This window comes from Cupriavidus sp. 01T418, from assembly GCF_056398885.1.
This window is the reverse complement of record NZ_JBFTQG010000061.1, coordinates 12,605-31,294: the sequence shown is the minus strand read 5'-3', so window position 1 is coordinate 31,294 and position 18,690 is coordinate 12,605. Positions and strand designations below refer to the sequence as shown.

At 65.6% G+C, this 18,690-nt stretch carries 19 protein-coding genes; 7 read left to right on the top strand and 12 right to left on the bottom strand.

Annotated elements, in window-relative coordinates:
* The 6 genes from AC1DQ3_RS33165 to AC1DQ3_RS33140 all read right to left on the bottom strand — a co-directional run.
* On the bottom strand, window positions 1–1,197 hold a 1,197-nt coding region (locus tag AC1DQ3_RS33165; protein ID WP_477124343.1), incomplete at its 3' end, for an HAD-IC family P-type ATPase.
* Window positions 1,194–2,660 carry an efflux transporter outer membrane subunit gene (locus tag AC1DQ3_RS33160; RefSeq protein WP_477124342.1) on the bottom strand — a complete coding sequence of 489 codons (1,467 nt, stop codon included), beginning with the start codon at window positions 2,658–2,660 and terminating at the stop codon, window positions 1,194–1,196. The genes AC1DQ3_RS33160 and AC1DQ3_RS33165, both read right to left, overlap by 4 nt.
* Window positions 2,660–3,757, bottom strand: coding sequence for an HlyD family secretion protein (locus tag AC1DQ3_RS33155; RefSeq protein WP_477124341.1), 1,098 nt, complete (start codon window positions 3,755–3,757; stop codon window positions 2,660–2,662). The genes AC1DQ3_RS33160 and AC1DQ3_RS33155 overlap by 1 nt, the downstream gene beginning before the upstream one ends.
* Window positions 3,754–4,455 (bottom strand): ABC transporter ATP-binding protein, encoded by a 702-nt coding sequence (locus tag AC1DQ3_RS33150; RefSeq protein WP_477124340.1) that lies wholly within the window; start codon window positions 4,453–4,455, stop codon window positions 3,754–3,756. Before AC1DQ3_RS33150 ends, AC1DQ3_RS33155 begins: the two co-directional genes overlap by 4 nt.
* Window positions 4,456–4,457: 2 nt before the next feature.
* Window positions 4,458–5,594 (bottom strand): ABC transporter permease, encoded by a 1,137-nt coding sequence (locus AC1DQ3_RS33145; RefSeq protein ID WP_477124345.1) that lies wholly within the window; start codon window positions 5,592–5,594, stop codon window positions 4,458–4,460.
* A 116-nt stretch (window positions 5,595–5,710) separates the two neighbouring features.
* Window positions 5,711–6,178, bottom strand: a complete 468-nt coding sequence (locus AC1DQ3_RS33140) for a CBS domain-containing protein (RefSeq protein WP_477124339.1) — start codon at window positions 6,176–6,178, stop codon at window positions 5,711–5,713.
* 302 nt (window positions 6,179–6,480) lie between these two features.
* Here AC1DQ3_RS33140 and AC1DQ3_RS33135 point away from each other — a divergent pair, with 302 nt between their 5' ends.
* The 7 genes from AC1DQ3_RS33135 (at window position 6,481) to AC1DQ3_RS33105 (ending at window position 13,213) form a co-directional block, all read left to right on the top strand.
* The gene (locus tag AC1DQ3_RS33135) at window positions 6,481–6,816 is read left to right on the top strand and encodes an ElaB/YgaM/YqjD family protein (protein ID WP_477124338.1); all 336 of its coding nucleotides are present in this window, start codon (window positions 6,481–6,483) and stop codon (window positions 6,814–6,816) included.
* A 7-nt stretch (window positions 6,817–6,823) separates the two neighbouring features.
* Window positions 6,824–9,124: a heavy metal translocating P-type ATPase gene (locus tag AC1DQ3_RS33130; RefSeq protein WP_477124337.1), complete on the top strand. Its 2,301-nt coding sequence runs from the start codon at window positions 6,824–6,826 to the stop codon at window positions 9,122–9,124.
* A 163-nt stretch (window positions 9,125–9,287) separates the two neighbouring features.
* Window positions 9,288–9,782, top strand: a complete 495-nt coding sequence (locus tag AC1DQ3_RS33125) for a hypothetical protein (RefSeq protein WP_477124336.1) — start codon at window positions 9,288–9,290, stop codon at window positions 9,780–9,782.
* Window positions 9,783–9,955: 173 nt separating this feature from the next.
* Window positions 9,956–10,159, top strand: coding sequence for a YgaP family membrane protein (locus AC1DQ3_RS33120; RefSeq protein WP_477124335.1), 204 nt, complete (start codon window positions 9,956–9,958; stop codon window positions 10,157–10,159).
* A 267-nt stretch (window positions 10,160–10,426) separates the two neighbouring features.
* Complete coding sequence (locus AC1DQ3_RS33115) at window positions 10,427–10,936, top strand: hypothetical protein (protein WP_477124334.1); 510 nt, start codon at window positions 10,427–10,429, stop codon at window positions 10,934–10,936.
* Window positions 10,926–11,429, top strand: coding sequence for an SDR family oxidoreductase (locus AC1DQ3_RS33110; protein ID WP_477124333.1), 504 nt, complete (start codon window positions 10,926–10,928; stop codon window positions 11,427–11,429). Before AC1DQ3_RS33115 ends, AC1DQ3_RS33110 begins: the two co-directional genes overlap by 11 nt.
* A complete protein-coding gene (locus AC1DQ3_RS33105; protein WP_477124332.1) occupies window positions 11,426–13,213 on the top strand; it encodes a PHA/PHB synthase family protein in 1,788 nt (595 codons plus the stop codon). Before AC1DQ3_RS33110 ends, AC1DQ3_RS33105 begins: the two co-directional genes overlap by 4 nt.
* Before the next feature lie 104 nt (window positions 13,214–13,317).
* Here the strand turns inward: AC1DQ3_RS33105 and AC1DQ3_RS33100 are convergent, their stop codons facing one another.
* The 6 genes from AC1DQ3_RS33100 to AC1DQ3_RS33075 all read right to left on the bottom strand — a co-directional run bounded on the left by AC1DQ3_RS33100 (window position 13,318) and on the right by AC1DQ3_RS33075 (window position 18,656).
* Window positions 13,318–13,854: a DUF3300 domain-containing protein gene (locus AC1DQ3_RS33100; RefSeq protein WP_477124331.1), complete on the bottom strand. Its 537-nt coding sequence runs from the start codon at window positions 13,852–13,854 to the stop codon at window positions 13,318–13,320.
* A gap of 431 nt (window positions 13,855–14,285) precedes the next feature.
* Window positions 14,286–15,359, bottom strand: a complete 1,074-nt coding sequence (locus tag AC1DQ3_RS33095; protein ID WP_477124330.1) for an NAD(P)-dependent alcohol dehydrogenase — start codon at window positions 15,357–15,359, stop codon at window positions 14,286–14,288.
* A gap of 59 nt (window positions 15,360–15,418) precedes the next feature.
* Window positions 15,419–15,811, bottom strand: a complete 393-nt coding sequence (locus AC1DQ3_RS33090; protein WP_477124329.1) for a hypothetical protein — start codon at window positions 15,809–15,811, stop codon at window positions 15,419–15,421.
* A 78-nt stretch (window positions 15,812–15,889) separates the two neighbouring features.
* Window positions 15,890–16,429: a hypothetical protein gene (locus AC1DQ3_RS33085; protein ID WP_477124328.1), complete on the bottom strand. Its 540-nt coding sequence runs from the start codon at window positions 16,427–16,429 to the stop codon at window positions 15,890–15,892.
* Window positions 16,430–16,448: 19 nt separating this feature from the next.
* The gene (locus AC1DQ3_RS33080; RefSeq protein ID WP_477124327.1) at window positions 16,449–17,807 is read right to left on the bottom strand and encodes an MBL fold metallo-hydrolase RNA specificity domain-containing protein; all 1,359 of its coding nucleotides are present in this window, start codon (window positions 17,805–17,807) and stop codon (window positions 16,449–16,451) included.
* A gap of 12 nt (window positions 17,808–17,819) precedes the next feature.
* Window positions 17,820–18,656: a universal stress protein gene (locus AC1DQ3_RS33075; protein WP_477124326.1), complete on the bottom strand. Its 837-nt coding sequence runs from the start codon at window positions 18,654–18,656 to the stop codon at window positions 17,820–17,822.
* Window positions 18,657–18,690: the final 34 nt, after the last annotated feature.

The window sequence follows — 18,690 nt, the reverse complement described above, 5'->3', positions numbered from 1 at the left end:
CTCCTGCCCCGCCAGGTCCACATGCTTCTTCAGGATGATGCGGTCCTGCGTCAGGGTGCCGGTCTTGTCGGTGCACAGCACATCCATGGCGCCCAGGTTCTGGATGGCGCTCAGATGTTTCACGATCACCTTGCGGCGCGACATGGCAAGCGCGCCCTTCGCCAGGTTCACCGTCACCAGCATCGGCAGCATCTCGGGCGTCAGCCCCACGGCGACTGCCACCGCGAACAGCAGCGCCTCCAGCCAATTGCCCTTGGTCAGCCCGTTGATCAGGAACACCAGTGGCGCAAGGATCGCGATCAGGCCGATCATCAGGCGTGCGAAACGCTGCAGGCCTTGCTCGAACACAGTGCCAGACGTCTCTTCCTCAAGCGAGCGGGCGATGCTGCCAAACACGGCGCGCGGCCCGGTCAGTACCACCACCACGGTCGCGCTGCCACTGACCACGGCCGTGCCCATCAGCACGATGTTCTCCAGCGTACCGGGCTCGTCGCCGCTGGCGCTCGCCAGCGCGAACTTCTCTACGGGCAGCGATTCGCCGGTCAGCGCCGACTGGTTAACGAACAAATCCTTCGACGCCAGCAGCCGGGCATCCGCGGGAACGAGGTCACCCGCCGCCAGATGAACGATGTCGCCCGGCACCAGTGCGCCGATCGGCAGTTCGCTGGTGATGGGCAATGCCCCCGGCTCCGACCGGCGCTGCGTGGCGGCCGTGGTATGCACCATGGCGCGCAGCGCCGCAGCAGCACGTCCGGAGCGGCGCTCCTGCACCGTGGCCAGGCCAACGCTGAGCACCACCATCACGGCGATCACCGCGGCGGCGTCGTAGTCGTGGATGGCTGAGGATACCGCTGCCAGGGTCAGCAGCATCACATTGAGCGGATTGAGCAAACGGCGCAGCAGGTCGAGCACCGCCGGGCGCGGACGCTCATGTTCCACCAGGTTGGGGCCGAGGTTTTGCAGGCGCGCGACGGCCTCGGCGCCAGTCAGCCCCTCCGGGCTGGTATCCAGTTGCTGGAGAAGGGTCGCGGGCGGCATGCCGGCGGCCCCCAGCAACGCGTCCGGCATGCCGCCAGACGAAGCCGGCTTCTGCCTGCCGGTCGGCGCAGTACCTGCCGCGCCTTCCGTCGATGCGCGAGGCTGGCGGCGTAGCCGCCCCACCGTATCGCCCAGGTATTGGATCGTACGGCCAATCATGATGGCGGCCTTGCCTGTGCTTGCGCAGCACTGGCATCCCAGCCCCCGCCCAGCGCCAGGAACAACGCCACAGTGTCCTGCAGCCGCTGGGTCCTGGCCTGCAGGTAGCCGATGTCAGCCTGGTGGTATTGTGCGTCCGCCACCAGCACCTGCAGGTAGCCGGCGGCGCCGGCCTGGAAGTTGGCCTGTAACTCCTGCAGCGCTTCGTGCGCGAGGTCGCGCGCCTGGCCGGTGGCGGCGACGAGTTCGCCGTCGTGCTCCAGGGCGCGCAACGCATCGGCCACTTGCCCGAACGCAGCCAGCACGACCTGGCGGTAGCCGGCCTGCGCCGCTTCCAGCTGGGCCACGGCAGCTTGCCGCCGGTAATACAGTTCGCCACCGTGGAACAGCGGCGCCGTCAGGCCGGCCCCAAGGCTCCACACCGCACTATTCCCGCCAAACAGGGCGCCGATCTGCAAGCTGTCGCGGCCATAGCCCGCGCTCAGGGTAATGGCCGGGAACATGGCGGCGGTGGCCACCCCTACTTCGGCGCTGGCGACATGAAGCTGCGCTTCGGCCAACAGCACATCCGGGCGGCGCCGCACCAGATCTGCCGGCAGCAGCCGGGGAATGTCCGCGGGCAAGCGCAAGGTCTCCAGTGTCACGGCAACCGGTTCGCCCTGGGCCGGGTATCGGCCCGACAGGGTCGCCGCCAGATGATCCGCCTCCTCCAGCCTCTGCCGCAGCGGGGGCAGCGTTGCCTCCAGCGAGGCAAGCTGCACCGCGAGGCTCAGCTCGCTGACGTGCGCGGCCGTTCCCGCCTGCACCTGCGCGCGCGTGATCTCCACCTGCTCGCGCACCAGAGCCGCCAGCTCGATGGTGGCCTGGATCTGGGCGCTGTAGCCGGCCTGGGCGACCACGGTATTGACCAGGTTGCCGGTCAGCGTCAGGTAGGTGGCGCCTAGCGTCTGCTGCTGCAAGTCGACTTGCGCGGACAGCGCCTCGACCGTGCGCCGGTTCAGGCCGAACAGGTCGAGCGTGTAGCTGACCGTGGCGGTCAGCGAGAACAGATTGAAGACGGCGCTGGGAACGGTCTGGCCAAAGCGGACCGGCGAGGCTGCCTGCCGCGTGGCTCCGGCGGCGGCATCCAGCTGGGGATAGAACACGCCGGCACCGGCGCGCATGGCGGCCTCGCTCTGCCGCAGGTTGGCCTGCGCCACCCGCAGCGAGGGGTTGCCGTCCAGGGCCTCGGCCATGGCCCCGTCCAGCGCCGCGCTGCCGAACATGCGCCACCACTGCGCCGGCAGCACGGACGCGTCGACAAAGCGCTGCGATACGCCATCGCCGGATGGCGTCTGTGCCGCATCTCCCCCACGCGTGAAGCTGGCCGGCACCGCCGGATCCGGGCGCGCGAAATCAGGCCCCACGGCACAGCCCCCCAACAGGGTAAGGACCGCCGCAATCCCGGGCAGCGCTCGGCGCATCACGATGCGCCGCCCACGTAGACATCGACCAGTTGCCCCGGATAAACATTGACGTTCGGCGGCGGACTGAACTTGAACAACAACGGCAGCACGCGTACGTCCACGCGTTCGGTACGCTGGTCGGAAAGCTGGATCTTGGGGGTGACATAAGGCTGCATGCGCAAGAACTCCAGCGGGATACTGGTGTTGGTGCCGCGCACGAACATCCTCGCCTGGATGCCCTGCCCTGCCTTCGCGCCGGGCAGGCGCTGCAGCAGGATCTCGTCGACATACACGCGCACTGCCAGCGTGCCCGGCGCGCTGCCCATGACCATCACCGGCGTGTTGCCCTGCGTGTAGGTGCCATAGGTGCCCTGCGAAGACACGAAGGCGCCCACCGCCGTATTGACCGACATCACCACGCCGTCTACCGGCGCGCGGATCACATACTTGCCGAGCAGCGCGGTCGAGGCGGCAGCGGCCTTGCGCAAGGCATCCACCTGCCTTTCCTGGTTACGGATATCGTAGACCCAGGCGCCGGCACGGGTCAGCTCCAGCTGGCGGCGCGCCACGTCGAGGTTGCCGCGCGCCACGCGCACGGCGTTGCTTGCGTTGTCCAGGGCCTCCTGGCTGACGGAGCGGGCGTTGAGCGCATAGGACCGCTGCAGCTTGTCGAGCTGGTCCTGCACTGTCTTCAGGCCCGCGGCACTCGCCTCGGCCTGCGCGCGCGCCACCTCCAGCGTCTCCTTGCGCGGCTGCGCCTTCAGTTGCGCCAACTGGGCCTCGGCGGCCTCGGTCTGCGCCTGCTGTTGCGCGGCCAGCGCGCGCTGGACCGAGTCCTCGATCACCAGCAGGTCCGCTCCTTGCCGGACCTCCTGCCCCTCATGCACCGGAATGCGCACCACCGTGCCCGCGACTTCGGGATAGAGATTGATGTTGGCGCCGTTGTCCTGGTAGCTCTCGATGATGCCGTTGGCGTAGATGCCGTTCTTGTACGGATTGGCGGCGGGTTCGAACACCGGCGGCAGCGGTGGCTTCTGTTGCGCATAAAGGATCGCGGCAACCACGCCGATGACGGCCCCCGCCACGGAGACGATGAACAGCCATCTGATTTTCATAATCGCGCCTCTCCCCGCTCGATGCGCTTTAGCTTGCCGTCTTCCATGTCGAGGATGCGAGTCGCCATGTCGAAGATGCGGGCGTCATGGGTGACGATCACGATACAGCGATGGTCGTTGAGGATATGCGTCCTGACGAATTCCATGATGGCGTGGCCGGTGTCGCCGTCCAGCGAGGCCGTGGGCTCGTCAAGGATCAGGATGTCCGGCTGGCTGACGATGGCGCGCGCGATGGCCACGCGCTGCTGCTCGCCGCCGCTGAGCTTGATCGGCGGCAGCTGGGCCCGGTTGCCCAGGCCGACGATCTCCAGGTAGTGCTTGGCCTCGTTCAGCGCGTCGTTCCAGTCGCGGCCCTTGAGGATCAGCGGGATAGCCACATTCTCCAGCGTGGTCAGCCGCGGAAACAGATGGAAGTCCTGGAAAACGAAGCCGATCCTGGCGAGGCGGAACGCGGCCAGCCCGTCGTTGTCCATGGTCCAGATGCTGGTGCTGTCGATCATCACCTCACCGCTGTCCGGGCGCAGGATGCCCGAGATCACACTCAGCAGCGTAGTCTTGCCGCTGCCGGACGGGCCCACGATAAACAGGATCTCGCCGAAGTACGCTTCGAAGCTGACCTGCCGCAGCGCATAGGTGCGGGCCTCCTCTTCGCCGAACCATTTGTCCAGCGCCTTCGCGGCAATGGCGACACGCGGCATGTTTACCCCCTGAAGATATCAAAGGGTTCGATGCGCAGCACCTTGCGCACGCCGATATAGCCCGACACCCCGGCGATCACGATCACCATGACCAGCGCCAGCCCCAGGTTATAGAAGGTAATCATGGCGGCGTAACTGGGTATGCGCAGCCGCGCCAGGCTGATCAGGATGGCGCATAGGCCTATACCCAGTCCATAGCCAGTCAGCGCGGTGAAGGTTGCCTGGAACACGATCATCGCCACTAGCTCGTGCCCCTTGGCGCCGATGGCCTTGAGCGCGCCGAACTTGTCCAGATTTTCCAGGATAAAGGTGTAGAAGGTCTGTCCCGAGATCGACAGCCCGACGATAAAGCTGATCACGGTCATCAGCAGGATATTGGTGCCCAGCCCGGTCTGGTATTTGTAGAAGTCGGAGATACGCAGGATGAACTGGTCCTTGGTCAGCGCACGGTAGCCCAGTTTCTGCACTTCGCGCTGTATCCGCACCACATCGGCCGCGGCCTTCGGTTCCACCAGGATGTAGGAAATCGTATAGCGCGTGGTCGGCAGGTACTGGACGGCGCGCTGGTAGGTCGTATAGAGCGTCGGCACGCCGAACAGCCCGCTGGTGGCGACCTGCGCAATGCCGACCACCACGCCACGATGGTCGTTGATCTCGAAATCCGTGCCGACCACAGGGGTTTCCAGCTTGCGGAACTCGGCATCCTTGACCACCATGAAGGCATTCTCGGCGTAGATGTCCTCGATCCTGCCCTCGAGCACATACGGCCGCCCGAACAGGCTGGCATCATCGATGCCAACCACCGTCACCGGCTGGTAGGTGCCGCTCTTCAGGCGTACCAGCGCGCCGCCGGAGTACAGCGGCACCGCGAACTTGACGCCCTCGATGCTGCGCACGGCATCGAGCATGTAGTCCGGCATGCCGATGGTGTTGGCCACCGTGTTGACCGCTGGGTCCATGACCCAGATGCTGGCGCCGATGTTGTACACGGTCGACGACGAACGGTTCAGCACGCCGGCAAACAGCGACGTCATCTCGATCATCAGGAACACCGCGAAGGTGATCCCGACCAGCAGGCCGGTGAACTTGGCCCGGTCGTTGACCAGTAACTTGTAAGCGAGCTTGAGAATGCCGGGCACCATGGTCTTGCTCTCTTATCCGTGTGCTGCATTGGACTGCACCGCCGTCCGGTCCCGACGGGGTCTGGGAGAGACATCGGACATCGGGCACGGGCCAAGCCGCGCCCGCCCGCCATTCAGGCGTGCAGCGGTGTCTGCACGCTGCCGGAAAGTTCGCGCTCCCGCTCGTTGTGTAGCACGCTGGCGAGCATGTTCCACTGAGAGCCCAGGGCGTCAACGAGATCGTCCAGCGACAGCACGCCAACTACCGCTTCGGCATCCGTGACCGCAAGGCGGCGCACGCCGTGCGCCAGCATCGCCTGCAATGCATCGTCGATGCCAGCATCCTTGCCGATCGCCACCACGCCGCGTGTCATCACGTCCGCCACCGTCGCCTGTCCAGGCGCCGTGCCTGCGGCGGTGCTCTCCAGCACGATGTCGCGATCCGTAACGATGGCCGTCGCGCGCTGGCCGCCTCCGAATGGCTCTGTCACCACCAGCGCACCAACGTGCCGGTCGCGCATCTGCACCGCAGCGTCACGCAGCGTGCACGTATGTGGGATATGAACGGCGGACAGCGAGCAAATCTCTTCGATCCTCATCATGCTTCTCCTGGCTTGACCTGGGTACGAGCCGATTAAGACTACCGTGGAGTACATCGGCGATGCGCAGGTGTCGTCAAGGCACGCCGGTGCTGTGCACTCAGTCTAGTATCGGGCGCTCGGCGGCCATTGATGCAGATCAATCGCGCCTGCGGCGCGGAGCGTCCGCCCCGGACTTGATGCCAATCAACTTGCGCGCCGGAGCCCTGCCTATAGTTGGAGATGCCATTCCGCTATCCCCCACGGCGGATCCGACACGCTTCATCCCTCCGCAGTCACTTCATTGAACCAGCCAGGAGAACGCCGTGAACGACATCAGATCCGCCCTGCCCGTGCGCCGTGCCACGCTAGAGCACGATATCAACGTCCTGTTGTCAGATGTGCAGGCATTGCTGCGCGACGCCGCCACGTTGACCGGCGAGCAAGCCGGTCAAGCCCGTGAGCAGTTCAAGACACGGCTGGAAACGTTGCAACTGCGGCTGCGCGAGTTGCAGGCGCAGGGCCGCGAGCAGGTACGGGATTGGGCGGATTCCGGCGAGGAGTATGTGCAGGCGCACCCATGGCGCGCGCTTGGCACGACCGCAGCCATTGCCGCTGCCTGCGGGGCGCTTTTTTCCATCGCGCTCACCCGCCGCGATTGACCTTGACATGGCGCTCCCGGAGCCTCGCCACCACCGCTGGCTCAATATAGGGCTCCTGGCGGCCTCCGCGGTCACGCTAGCTGCGGGATCCCTGCTGTATTGGTTCGGATCGGCCGCGCTCGCCCGCACCGTGTGGCTGATAGGCATCCTGCCTGTGTTGATCACCCTGAGCGCGAGCACCGTCTTGGCGGCATGGCACCGCAAAGCTGGAGTCGATGTCCTTGCGCTGCTGGCCATCGGCTTTGCATGGTGGCTTGGCGAGCACTTTGCCGCGGCCGTGATCAGCCTGATGCTTGCCAGCGGGTGGGCCCTGGAGAGCTATGCGCAAGCGCGCGCAGCCAGCGAGATGAGCGCGCTGCTGCGCCATGCCCCGCGCGAGGCCAGTCGCTACGAAAACGGTGAATGGCGCCCGGTGCCGGTGGACCTCATCCGTGCTGGTGACCGCCTGCTGGTGCGCACCGGCGAAGTCGTGCCTGCCGACGGGACCCTGATCCTGGCCGCTGACCTGGATGAATCCACCCTGACCGGCGAGGCCATGCCGCAGCGGCGCGCGCCGGGCGAGCCGCTGCGCAGTGGCGTAGTCAATGCCGGCGTGCCGTTCGAGATGCTCGCCGGCGCCACGGCGGCGCAGAGTACCTACGCGGGCATTGTCCACCTTGTGACGGAAGCGCAGCAAAGCCGCAGCCCGTCATCGCGCCTGGCCGATCGCTATGCCCTGCTGCTGGTGCCGCTGGCGCTGGCGGTCGCCGGCGCGGCTTGGCTCATCACCGGTGACGCACGCCGCGCACTCGCAGTGCTGGTGGTCGCCACCCCCTGCCCGCTGATCCTCGCGGTGCCGGTGGCCATCGTCTGCGGCATGTCGCGCAGTGCCAGCCGGGGCATCCTGGTCAAGAGCGGCGCCGCGCTGGAGCGGCTGGCGCAGGGCCGCGTGCTGTTCTTCGACAAGACGGGAACCCTGACCACGGGCCAGGCCCGCGTCTCGGCCATCGAGGCAGCACCGGGACATGCGCCCGACGAAGTGCTTCGCCTGGCGGCCTCGCTGGCGCAGGCGTCGGTGCACGTGAGTTCCCGCGCGCTGGTGGCCACGGCACGCGAGCGCGGCCTGGCGCTGGCATTGCCGGCCAAGGTCGGCGAGGAGCCAGGCGCCGGCCTGAGTGGCATTGTCGACGGCCACGCGGTCACCATGGGTTCCCTGGCGCACGTGGCCAGGACAACGGTGCCCAAGCCGTGGAGCACGGCATTGCTGCGGCGCTTGGGCCACGAGGGCGCGTCGGCCGTCTTCCTTGGCGTCGACGGCGCCATGCGCGGCGTGCTGCAGCTCGCAGACCAGATCCGGCTCGACACGCCCCGCGCGCTCAGGCTGCTCAGGCAGGCCGGCATCCGGCGCATGGTGATGCTCACCGGCGATCGCGACGACGTGGCGCAGATGACCGGCGCGATGCTGGGCGTGACGGAAGTGCACGCGCAGCAGACGCCCGCGCAAAAGCTCGCGGCCATCCGCGAGGCGCAGTGGCACGACACCGTCATCATGGTGGGCGACGGCGTCAACGACGCGCCCGCGCTGGCTGCCGCCGACGTCGGCGTGGCGATGGGCGCGGCGGGCGCCGCAGCGCCGGCGCAGGCAGCGGACGTGGTACTGCTGGTCGACCGCCTGGACCGCCTGGCCGAGGCCATCCAGATCGCCCGGCGCGCACGCCGCATCGCCGTGCAATGCGTCGTGGCGGGCATGGCACTCTCCCTGGCCGCGATGATCGTGGCCGCGTTCGGCTACCTGCCGCCGCTGGCGGGCGCACTACTGCAGGAGCTGATCGACGTCGCGGTGATCCTGAACGCACTACGGGCACGCACGCCGGGGCCGGACTGGCGGCCCGCGCAGATCACGCCAGCCGAAGCTACGAAACTGAAGACCGAACACAGCGAACTGGGGCAGGTGCTCCGCCAGGTGAGATTGATGGCGGATCGCGTAGCCAGCATCCCTGGAGGAGTCGCCGCAGTGGAACTCGCGCAACTCAATCAGGCACTGCACCAGCAATTGCTCGCGCACGAGCGCCACGACGATGCCGACCTGTATCCGGAGTTGGCGCAACGGCTCGGCGGCGAGGATCCGCTGGCCGCGCTGAGCGGCGGGCATCGCGAAATATTCCACCTGGTGGGCATGCTGGAGCGCATCGCCGCCGACCGCGCAGCGGACGGGCTCGACCCGGAGAGCGCGCAGGAGGTCCGGCGCTTGTTGTATGAGCTGAATGCAATCCTGCGTCTGCATTTCGCGCAGGAGGACGAGCTGTATCACGCGCTGGGCGACGCCTGACGGGGATCGCCAGGTCGCACGGCACGACTTGGAAAAGCGCAGTAGCGGCCGCGGCCGCTTTGCGTGGCATTGCGCTGGATCAAGCCGCCCGCAGCGGCACCGACAATACTGGAACTGCCGGCGTCATGTTGACGCAGGCAGATTAACACGGACCAAGACCATCATGGCTAGCAAGCGTGTCGTCGCCTGTTTCGCGGCAGCGGCGGTGATCGGGATCGTCAATCCAGCGTTGCCCGTCTATGCGGCGCAACCGGATGCTGATACCCCGCTTCAGATACAGGAGACGAGCGGGATCACCTATGTTTCCGGCGGCGTCGGCGACGACGAGGTGAAAGCCATTCGCTCGATGGCGGGTCGCTTCAATGTGCGGCTTGGCTTCTACAACGCTAAGGGCGGCGAGGCGCTGTCCGACGTCGCGGTATCGGTGGTAGATAGCAACGGCAAGCGCCGGCTGCGGGTAGTCTCGTCCGGTCCCCTGCTATACATGCGGCTGCCGGCAGGCGCCTATACCGTGCGTGCCGATTATCAAGACGACAGCCAGGCGCGCCGATTCACGGCCGGGAAAACCCCGGTCAGCTACGTATTTCGCCTGCGCGTCAATGAGATGGAAGACGACTGGGTCTATTGCGAGTCGAAGTGTCCACGGCGCGGCCGATGACATCGGAGCCGTTTGAGGGCGGCGTGCACTCCAGCGCTAATGCGCGGCAAAGTTGCCGTAGATCAATGCCACCGGCAGCCATCTGGCTATATTGGGCTCGTGCAGCCGCCGGATTGCGCAACGAACCTGGCGCGCCGCGCCCGCATATAACGCACTATCGAAAGGAGGACGCTGTGCAAACCAATATCGGTACGGTTGACCGGACTCTCAGGATCGTCGTCGGCCTGGCCTTAATCGGCCTTGCCTTCACCGGCACTATTGGCGTGTGGGGATGGATCGGCGTGATTCCGGTCCTGACAGGGTTCGTTCGCATCTGCCCCCTCTACAGCCTGCTCGGCGTCAAGACCTGCCCGGCCTCGGGCGGAAAGCCCGGCTGATTCGGCCGAATCCCGCGGCAACGCCAGGTGCCGCTGCCATTCCCGCTGGCGCCACGCTTCAGAAGCATCTCGCAGACGGGTCGCCTGACATGCATGCCCAGCACTCGTCCTTTCCAGTAATGCCAGTCCAGGGTTCTTCCCGCATGAGAGTACGCATGGCATGGCAGCACAGCACAGCACAGCACAGCACAGCACAGCACAGCACAACACAACACAACACAACACAACACAACACAGGGTATGCGCGCCCAATGACGGAGAGACATCATGACAGACCAGACCGACATCCCACTCGCGTTCTTCAGCACCAATTGCGAGGCGGGCCTGCGTGTGCTGACCCTGCTGCAGGAGAGCCGCCAGCGTTTTCTTGAAATCCAGCTGGAAGCCATTCGCAAGGACATCAAGACAACGCATGAAGTGGGTGCGGAGCTTGCCAATGCAAGCAACTTCGCCGCGCTCGCCGCGCTGCCGGTCACCATCCTGCGCAACGAGGCCGAGCATTGCGCGCACCTGATGCAAGCGTGGATGAGTCTAGCCATCCACAACCAGACCGCTATTGTCGAACAGATGCGCGAAGTCGGCGAGTCCTGGCAGCGATGCCAGGCAATGAGCTTGCAGCAAGCGGGGAATACCGCCTCGATGGTGGCGCCGATGCAGGATATATTCGAGAAGTTCAGACAGGCCACGGCGTGGAATCCCGCGTTGAACGGCACCGGCGCGGAGGCGGTGGGCGGCGCCGCGGCCAGTCCGAGAAAGGGGCGCGTCCATGCCAGTTGAGCACGCCGCCGAGGCGCCAGCCGGCCTCTCTTCAAGGCGGATCGCGCTGGTGACCGGCGGCATGGGTGGACTGGGTGAAGCCATTGCGGTCCGCCTGCACGACGCCGGCTACTGCGTGGCGGTCACCCATTCACCGGGCAATGACCACGTGCAGCCCTGGCTCGACCGGCAGCGCGCTGCGGGGCGCGCCTTTGGCCAGACCAACTATTCCGCTGCAAAGGCGGGTGTGCACGGGTTCAGCAAGGCACTGGCGCTAGAAGTGGCCGGCAAGGGAGTGACCGTCAACACGGTATCGCCCGGCTACCTTGCTACGCACATGGTCACGGATATCCCAGTCGACATACTCCAGACGAAGATCCTGCCGCAAATCCCTGTCGGCAGGCTTGGGCGGCCGGAAGAGGTCGCAGGGCTGATCACCTTCCTGTGCTCCGATGACGCAGCGTTTGTCACCGGCGCCAATATCGCCATCAATGGCGGGCAGCACATGCAATGAACACACCTACGCCAACCCGTGAACTCGCCGCTACGCCCGAAGCGGAATGCGGCTGCGCTCCCAGCGGGGCCGCACCGGACCAACTCGACGAGCAAGTGCGCTCCACGCTGGCCTCCGCGACGCAAGGCATGTCGCTTGCCTCGTTCTGGTTGGCCGGACTGGACTGGGCATTGCACTTGGCCGTGTCTCCCGGCAAGGTAGACGCGTCCCTGGGACAGTGGACGAGCGCAATGATTGCCGCGGCCGCTGGCATGTGGCCCGGTCCGGCCACTGCGCAACCAACGCCCGGCGCAACGGCGCCGCCCTCCGACCTGCGCTTTGCCGACCCCGCCTGGTCGCAGTGGCCCTTCCGCTTCTGGCGCGATGCCTTTCACAACAACGAGGCGCTATGGGCGTCGCTGACGCACGGGCTGCGCGGCGTATCCCCGCACCATGAGCGGATCGTGTCGTTCTGCATACGCCAGATGCTCGATCCCTATTCGCCTGGCAATGCCTGGTGGCTGAATCCCGCGGTGCTGCAGGCAACGGCTGCCAGCGCCGGTGGCAACCTCGTCAACGGGGCCAAGCACTGGCTGCACGATATGCAGGACGTGGTGGCGGACCTGTCGCGCGACCCAAAGCTGCGCCGGCCGCCCACCTTCAAGGTGGGGCGGGATGTCGCCGTCACGCCCGGCAAGGTGGTGTTCCGCAATGCCCTGATCGAGCTGATCCAGTACGCGCCGGCCAGCGCCGAGGTGTGGCGAGAGCCAGTGCTGATCGTGCCCTCCTGGATCATGAAGTACTACATTCTGGACCTGCAGCCGCGTGACTCGATGGTGCGCTACCTGGTCGAACAGGGCCATACGGTCTTCATGATCTCATGGAAGAACCCGGGCGCCGAAGCCCGCGACTTCGGGCTCAACGACTACCTGCGCCTCGGCGTGCAGGCAGCCTTGCGCGCGGTGCAAGAGCGCTGCCCCGATACACTCATCCACGCCGCCGGCTATTGCCTGGGCGGTACGCTGCTATCGATCTGCGCGGCGGCGCTTAGCCGCGACGACAGCGGCTTGCCGTTGCAAAGTCTGACCTTGTTCGCCAGCGAGACGGACTTCAGCGAGCCAGGAGAACTGGGGCTGTTCATTGACAGCAGCGCCTTGTCCACGCTGGACGCGATGATGCGCCAGCAAGGTTACCTGGACGGCACCCAAATGGCCGCAGCCTTCCAGATGCTGCACTCGCGCGACTTGGTGTGGTCCCGCATGATGAGCGAGTACCTGCTCGGCAAGCGGCTGCGCCAGAACGACCTGGTGTCATGGAACCGGGATGTCACCCGCCTGCCCTTCCGCATGCATTCGGAGTGTCTGCACAAGTTGTTCCTCAACAACGACCTGGCGGAGGGACGCTATTGCGTGGATGGCCGCCCCGTCGCCCTGTCAGACATCGGCATGCCGATCTTCGCAGTGGGCACAGAGCATGACCATGTCTCGCCCTGGCGCTCGGTCTACAAGCTGCATCTGCTGACGCCGGCACCCTTGACGTTCCTGCTGACCTCCGGTGGCCACAATGCTGGCATCGTGGCCGACCCCTCGCATCCCGGCCGCCGATACCGGGTGGAAACGCGCGCGGCGCAGGCAATCTATGGCAGCCCCGAACGCTACCTCTCGACTGCGGAACGGCATGATGGATCCTGGTGGCCCTGCTGGCAGGGCTGGATGGCGTCGCACTCCACTGGCCGGATCCCCGCGCGCGACGCGGCGCACGGCGCGCTCACAGACGCACCCGGGAGATATGTGCTGGAGCGCTAAGGGAGACCGTTGCGATGCGAGCCCGCGCGCACCGCACCCACGGCGTGCAGCAGTCAGCGCATTAACGGCTGCGCGATCTTCCAGCTGGCGTCGGGGTTGTACTGTTAGACACCGTACATGAGCTTCGGATCGTAGACCGGGATATAGACCATAGCCGGCCTCGCCGGCTCGATCTCGATCGCCGGGCCTTGCGTCGTCACCACGGCCTGCGGCGTCGAGGAGAGGCTACCGGCGGCTTTGGCCCGGTGGCGCAGTCGCTGTATCGAATCCATGACCCCAGCCTGATCAGCCAGGAAGGCATCGCCGAGGCGCTCCATCCAGTCGCGGTTGCCGTCCATCAAGCGCAGGATCTGCGGAAAGGGCACCAGGGATTTCACGCTCGGCTCCCACGGGAGCCGATCAAGCCCCGCTGCCAACTGATCGCCGGATAGTGCAGCGTTGGCCGGATCCTGCAGCCATTGGTCCGCCTGGACCACTTCGAGGGGATAGGTGGCCGCCATCAGGATCTTCGAAACCAGCGCGTCCGGGTACCGTGCGATCGGCGCCAGCATCTGATCCAGCGCTTCCGGTGTAAGCGATGGCCCGGGCAGCGACAAGGCCTGTGAAAACGCATCGGATACCAAGAGGATCAGGATCGCCAAGGCTACCGCCATCGACCGTATCATGCTTGTTTTCATCGCCTGCCCCAGAACCCTGGAGCGCGACACGCTTCGCGCTCCTCTATTGTTCATTATTGGGTTAGCCGCCCTGCCGGCACTTGACGCATATCAATACCACGGGACGCACCCGCGGTGCCGGCTAGCGTATGATCTGCGGATAGCTCCTGGCGCTCAGGATCACCATGCCCAGCATGGGTAAGCCCCAGCACTGGCCCATCCATCGCCAGGCAGATGTGATTGCTGGAGCGTCCCCCCCGGCAGGAGCAGGATTCGCGACGCATCCACCTGCTAATTCAGTGGATTGAGGTAGAAATCTGCAAGGTGCGCGGCATCAGGGAAGTCGGAAAAATCGCGAATCGCTGGCGCCCCCTGCGTGTCGCGAATGCCGGGAGCCGGTGACGATGGCGGCAAATTCAAGGCGTGATGGCTACCTTCAGCACGCCATCGCGCTGATTGGCGAATAGCTCGTACGCCGATTCGATCTGATCAAGCTTGAACCGATGCGTGACGAGCGGCCCCAGATTCAGCCGGTCGCTCTGGATGACCTGCATGAGACGCCGCATCCGTTCCTTGCCACCGGGACACAGCGCCGTCAGGATACGATTATCACCAAGGCCGCTATGGAAAGCGTCATTCGGAATGCGCAGATCGCTTGAATAAACGCCCAGGCTTGACAGCGTGCCTCCCGGCTTGAGCACACGTAACGCGGCCTCGAAGGTCCCTTGCGTGCCCAGCGCTTCAATGGCCGCGTCGACGCCCCGGCCACCGGTCAGCTTCAGGATCTCGTCGACCACATCGACCTGATGGAAATTGATCGTGACATCCGCGCCCATGTCCTTGGCCATGCGCAGGCGCGCATCGATGCCATCCACCGCGATGATCAGGGCCGCGCCGCGCAACCGAGCACCCGCCGTCGCGCACAGGCCGATTGGTCCCTGCGCGAACACCGCAACCATGTCGCCGATCTTGATGCCCGCGTTCTCGGCGCCGGCGAAGCCGGTGGACATGATGTCCGGACACATCAGCACCTGCTCGTCGCTCAGGCCGTCGGGGACTGGGGCAAGGTTTGCCTGCGCATCAGGCACAAGCACGTACTCCGCCTGAGTACCGTCGATGGTATTGCCGAAGCGCCAGCCACCCGCCGGCTTGTAACCATGTCCGTGCATCTGCCCGTCCTGGGATGGCTGCCCGTCCTGGCAAGCGTAGGAATGGAAGCTCGGACAGATCGCCCCGGCGATTACGCGCTGTCCTTCCCGGTATCCCCGGACTTCCCTGCCGAGTTTTTCGATCACGCCCACGGGCTCATGCCCGATGGTCAGGCCGGGCTTGACCGGATACTCACCTTTCAGGATATGAATGTCCGTACCGCAGATGGTGGTGGTGGTGATGCGGACCAGCGCGTCGGTCGCGCCGATATCCGGCACTGGCTTGTCTTGGAGGACAATTCGTCCGGGCTCGATAAATACGGCTGCCTTCATGTTGATCATCGGGTTCTCCTGTTCAAACTGGGTTTCCCCTACGTGCCATTCGCCTTGGTGATCCTTCGCTAATCCCGGCGCGCTGCGGGATCCCGCGGCAAGTCCGCCGACAGGCCGTGGGCCACCAGGAAGCAGACTATGGCTATGGTCGTACACAGGATGGCCACCATATAGGCTAACAGCCGCCCGTGCCAAAGTCCTTCCAGCCACCTGGTGAGCTCCACAGCAAGGAATGCCGCCCGCCCGCCGATGCTCTCCAGTTGCAGCTCGTATTGCTTGGTGTGCACCGCGACGGGTGCCAGGTCCGTGGCTTTTTCGGCAGGTGCCGTCACCGCCGTCACGTATATCAGGGCGCTGCCCGCCAGGCCGCTGATGAGGATGAAGGCCCCCACCAGATAGACGCGGACATGGCAAGGAAGACGCCTGCCGGACGGCCGCCGGCGCTCAGTATCGGTCATCATGTCCTGGGTCCTGGTTTCAGCTGCCTGACCCAAGCTACGGTGTGGCGGCTGCGTCTTGCATGGCGCGCCGTACGTCGCCTATGCCTCGGGACGCATCATGCCGAGGCGATCCAGATAGGTACACAGACCATGATAGTTCTCCTCAAGAATCACCGCGATATCATGGAGATCATCCATCGAATAGATGGACTCATTCTTGCCCCGGTCCATGAATGTTTCGCCCGGCAGGCTGGTGTCATCGCACAATGGCGTAATGCCCGGCGGGAACCGGAAAAGCCACTCCGGCTGGATCAAATGCGCATGGACACCAGGCTGCCACACCGAATGCGTTATGTCGTACAGCAACGGCGAGTAGGTCAGGGGAACCAGAAGATACGCGCAGATCTTGTCATACTGGTCCAGAGGATGGGCGCGATGGCGAAGCAGATCCAGCAAGGCCTGCCGCTTCCCGCCGAAATCGAGCCGCCGTGTCAGCAGCATCACGGATGAAGTCTCCGATCCCGCAAGCTTTGCCATGAGCTCCTGCATCAGCAGTTCGTAGCGCGCGAACCACTGGACTATCGCTCCGAACAATTGCAGGTGTTGAGGCGTGAGACAGTCTTGCAAGACATTTTTCATCTTTCCCTGCCTTCGCCGCCTAGTCCAGCGAATATGAACGAAGATACTCCGGCATAGTGACCGACCAGCGCAGTTCCCGCTCAATCCGCTGCCGCAGGGCGTCGCTCGCAGCCGGCTCGCCATGCACCACGAAGGTCTGCCGCGGCGGGCTGCCAAAGCCGCCAAGCCATGTCATCAGTTCGTTAGCGTCCGCATGGGCCGAAAGCGAGGTGATCTGCTCCACCGAAGCCTGGATGGCAACCTGTTTGCCGTGGATGCGCAGCTCGCGCATGCCCGAGGTCAGCGCCGCCCCGCGGGTCCCGGCGGCCTGGAAGCCGGATAGCAAAATCGTGTTGCGTGCATCCTGCCCATATGTCTCCAGGTGATGCACCACCCGGCCGCCGGTTGCCATGCCGCTGCCGGCCAGGATGATCTTGGGCGCGCGGTCGCGGTTCAGCCAGACGGACTGCTCCAGGCTCTGCACCAGAATGGCCATGTTGCACGCTGCCGCGCAGGCAGCGCGGTCGATCCGAAGTTCGTCCGGGTGCAAGGCAAAGACCGTGGTGGCGTCGATGGCCATCGGGCTGTTGAGGTAGACCGGCACGTGCGGAATGCGGTTTTGCTGGCACAGCTTATAGAGGCAGTACAGCAGCGCCTGGGTGCGTCCGACGGCAAACGCGGGAATCACCACGCTGCCGCCGCGGCCGATGGTGCGGCTGACGATCTCACCCAGCGTGTCGAGCGGATCGTCCGCACGGTGGGCGCGGTCGCCATAGGTAGACTCCACCAGCAGGTGATCCGCTTCGCGAACGATCTCCGGGGCGCGCATCACGATGTCCTGCTGCCGCCCCAGGTCGCCGGAGAACACAATCCGCTTGCCGTCCACATGCAGCGTCACGATGGCCGAGCCGATAATGTGGCCGGCGCGATGAAACTCCACCTCCACGTCGGGCGTCACCCTCACCCGCGTATCGTAGTGAAACGGGTCGAGGCGGCGCAAGGCGCGCACCGCATCCGCGCCGCCGTAGAGCGGCAACGCCGGCTCATGCCGCGAGAAGCCCTTGCGGTTGGCGTAATGCGCATCTTCCTCCGCCAGGTGCGCGCTGTCGGGCAGCAGAATCTGGCACAGCTGCGCGGTGCCCATGGTGCAAAACACCCGCCCCCGAAAGCCGTTGCGCACCAGCAACGGCAGATAGCCACTGTGGTCGATATGCGCGTGCGTCAGCACCACCGCGTCCAGCTTGGACGGATCGACCGGCAAGCGGTCCCAGTTGCGCAGGCGCAGCGCCTTGTAGCCCTGGAAGAGACCGCAGTCCACCATGACGCAGCTGCGGCCGGTATCGAGCACATATTTGGATCCCGTGACCGTGTCTGTCGCACCGAGGAATTGCAGTTGCATGGCGCCGCTCCGTCAATGCGACAACAGCAGTGGCACTGGCGCTTGATGCATCAGCGTGCGCGTGGTCCCGCCCATGACTAGCTCGCGCACGCGCGAGTGCCCGTAGCCGCCCGCCACCACCATGTCGGCGCCCAGCGCGCTCACCGCGTCGAGGAGGTTGGCGCCGACCGGCCCTGCCTTCTGCACATTGCGCACGCCGGCCACGATGCCGTGGCGCTGCAGGTAATGCCGCAAGCCAGCCACCGGCTCCGAGTCTGCCCGGGGTTCGCCGCGATCGTCCCACACGCCCACGATGGTGACGTGGCTGGCGCGCAGCAGCAGGGGCATGGCATCGGCCACCGCCCGCGCCGCTTCGCGCTGCCCGTCCCATGCGACCGCCACGTGCCCCCCATGCAGCCGCCGATACTCCGGCGGCACCAGCAACACGGGGCGCCCGGCGTTGAGCAGCACGTACTCGGCTTCCCCTGCGCCCAGGGATGCCACTTCCTGCGTTGCCGCTGGCCGCGCCATCACTATTAGGTCGGCCACATGGGCTTCCTGCGCCAGCACCCAGCCGATCTCCTCTTCCACCACGCAGTGCGAGAACGGTACGCCCGGCGCATGCGCCGCCATGACTTCGCTCAGTATTTCGCCCTGCAGTGCCGTCTGCGACAGCAGCCTGCGGCGGGACGCCGCCATATGCCGCGCAGCGTCATCGCCGGCACCCCGGATCGGGTCCAAGCGCAGGCCGGTGGCGCTGACGCCGGTGACATGCGCGCCAAAAGAGGCCGCCAAGTCGGCGGCCATCCTGACGCGCGATGCGCAGGCGGGATCCGCTCCGAGCGCAACCAGCACGGTTCGGTAGTCCATGATGTGCTTCGTGTATTGGCTGTATTGGCAAGCG

Bases quoted from the DNA above. Each gene is read 5' to 3' on its own strand.
- AC1DQ3_RS33140 (WP_477124339.1), bottom strand. From the start codon at position 6,178: ATGATGAGGATCGAAGAGATTTGCTCGCTGTCCGCCGTTCATATCCCA.
- AC1DQ3_RS33075 (WP_477124326.1), bottom strand. From the start codon at position 18,656: ATGGACTACCGAACCGTGCTGGTTGCGCTCGGAGCGGATCCCGCCTGC.
- AC1DQ3_RS33130 (WP_477124337.1), top strand. From the start codon at position 6,824: ATGGCGCTCCCGGAGCCTCGCCACCACCGCTGGCTCAATATAGGGCTC.
- AC1DQ3_RS33095 (WP_477124330.1), bottom strand. From the start codon at position 15,359: ATGATCAACATGAAGGCAGCCGTATTTATCGAGCCCGGACGAATTGTC.
- AC1DQ3_RS33115 (WP_477124334.1), top strand. From the start codon at position 10,427: ATGACAGACCAGACCGACATCCCACTCGCGTTCTTCAGCACCAATTGC.
- AC1DQ3_RS33160 (WP_477124342.1), bottom strand. From the start codon at position 2,660: ATGCGCCGAGCGCTGCCCGGGATTGCGGCGGTCCTTACCCTGTTGGGG.
- AC1DQ3_RS33080 (WP_477124327.1), bottom strand. From the start codon at position 17,807: ATGCAACTGCAATTCCTCGGTGCGACAGACACGGTCACGGGATCCAAA.
- AC1DQ3_RS33105 (WP_477124332.1), top strand. From the start codon at position 11,426: ATGAACACACCTACGCCAACCCGTGAACTCGCCGCTACGCCCGAAGCG.
- AC1DQ3_RS33150 (WP_477124340.1), bottom strand. From the start codon at position 4,455: ATGCCGCGTGTCGCCATTGCCGCGAAGGCGCTGGACAAATGGTTCGGC.
- AC1DQ3_RS33085 (WP_477124328.1), bottom strand. From the start codon at position 16,429: ATGAAAAATGTCTTGCAAGACTGTCTCACGCCTCAACACCTGCAATTG.
- AC1DQ3_RS33090 (WP_477124329.1), bottom strand. From the start codon at position 15,811: ATGATGACCGATACTGAGCGCCGGCGGCCGTCCGGCAGGCGTCTTCCT.
- AC1DQ3_RS33155 (WP_477124341.1), bottom strand. From the start codon at position 3,757: ATGAAAATCAGATGGCTGTTCATCGTCTCCGTGGCGGGGGCCGTCATC.
- AC1DQ3_RS33110 (WP_477124333.1), top strand. From the start codon at position 10,926: ATGCCAGTTGAGCACGCCGCCGAGGCGCCAGCCGGCCTCTCTTCAAGG.
- AC1DQ3_RS33125 (WP_477124336.1), top strand. From the start codon at position 9,288: ATGGCTAGCAAGCGTGTCGTCGCCTGTTTCGCGGCAGCGGCGGTGATC.